Raw genomic sequence first — 1,015 nt, 5'->3', positions numbered from 1 at the left:
TAGAGCGGGATGAATTTAGGTTGGTACATACCCGGCCTCGGTGAAGTAATTTCTGCATTCGGTTGAAGTGACGGTGCCGAGGATCTGACCGATGGCTTCGCAGACGGTCTCGACTGTTCGTCTGGCAGCCTTGCGCAGCCAATGCTTGAGCTTGGCGAAGAGCTTCTCGATGGGGTTCAGATCGGGCGAGTATTTGGGCAGCAAGAACAACCTGGCGCCGGCCGCGCGGATGGCGCGGCGCACGGCCTTGCCTTTATGTGAGCCGAGATTGTCCATGATGACGATGTCGCCGGGCTTGAGGACTGGGACGAGAACCTTGTCGACATAGAGCTGAAAACGCTCGCCGTTGATCGGTCCGTCGATGAGCCATGGTGCATCGACGCAGTCATGACGCAGCGCCGCCAGGAAGGTCATTGTCTTCCAATGGCCGTGCGGCACCTTGGCCTTGATCCTCTCGCCGCGCGGCGCCCATCCCCTGAGCGGTGCCATGTTGGTTTTGGTCCATGTCTCGTCGATGAACACCAGACGGGAAGGATCGATGCGGTCCTGATACTTTGCCCACTGTGTCCGCCTGCGCGCCACATCCGGGCGATCCTGCTCAGCCGCGATCAGCGTCTTTTTTTGTGACTGAGCTTCTCGGCGTGGACGAACTCCCACACCGAGCGGTAGTCGACCGCAAGGCCGCGCTCGGCCAGCTCGATCACAAGACCGCGCAGCGTAAAATCCGTGGCCCGGCAGCGCACCAGAAGCCAGTCCCGATGCTCACCGGCAATCTTCTTCGGCCGGTGCCCACCCATCTTGCCGGGTGCAAGGCTGCTCGTTTCGCGCAAGCGGCGCACCCACCTGATGACGGTGCTGATACCAACTCCATAGCGCACCGAGGCCTGCCGTCGCGACAGCCCCTCCCGCTCAACCGACGCAACAACCCGTTCGCGAAGATCCATCGAATAAGGCTTGCCCATCCTTACCAACCTCCTTGCCTAGCAAGAAGGTTGAATCAGATTTGCCACCCTAG

1 protein-coding gene is annotated in these 1,015 nt (G+C 60.5%); it reads right to left on the bottom strand.

Features of this window, described 5'->3' with window-relative positions:
* Nucleotides 1-15 precede the first annotated feature (15 nt).
* Nucleotides 16-962, bottom strand: a protein-coding gene (locus B5V02_RS35235) for an IS630 family transposase (protein WP_183455851.1) whose coding sequence is annotated in 2 segments (ribosomal slippage) — nucleotides 16-621 and nucleotides 624-962 — 945 coding nt in all. Because the reading frame shifts where the segments join, the coding sequence is not laid out codon by codon here.
* Between the last annotated feature and the right edge of the window lie 53 nt (nucleotides 963-1,015).

The sequence above is a fragment of the Mesorhizobium kowhaii genome, from assembly GCF_003253745.1.
Taxonomy (GTDB): domain Bacteria; phylum Pseudomonadota; class Alphaproteobacteria; order Rhizobiales; family Rhizobiaceae; genus Mesorhizobium; species Mesorhizobium kowhaii.
The sequence above is the reverse complement of the archived record's forward strand: the minus strand, read 5'-3'. Positions and strand labels throughout refer to the sequence as shown.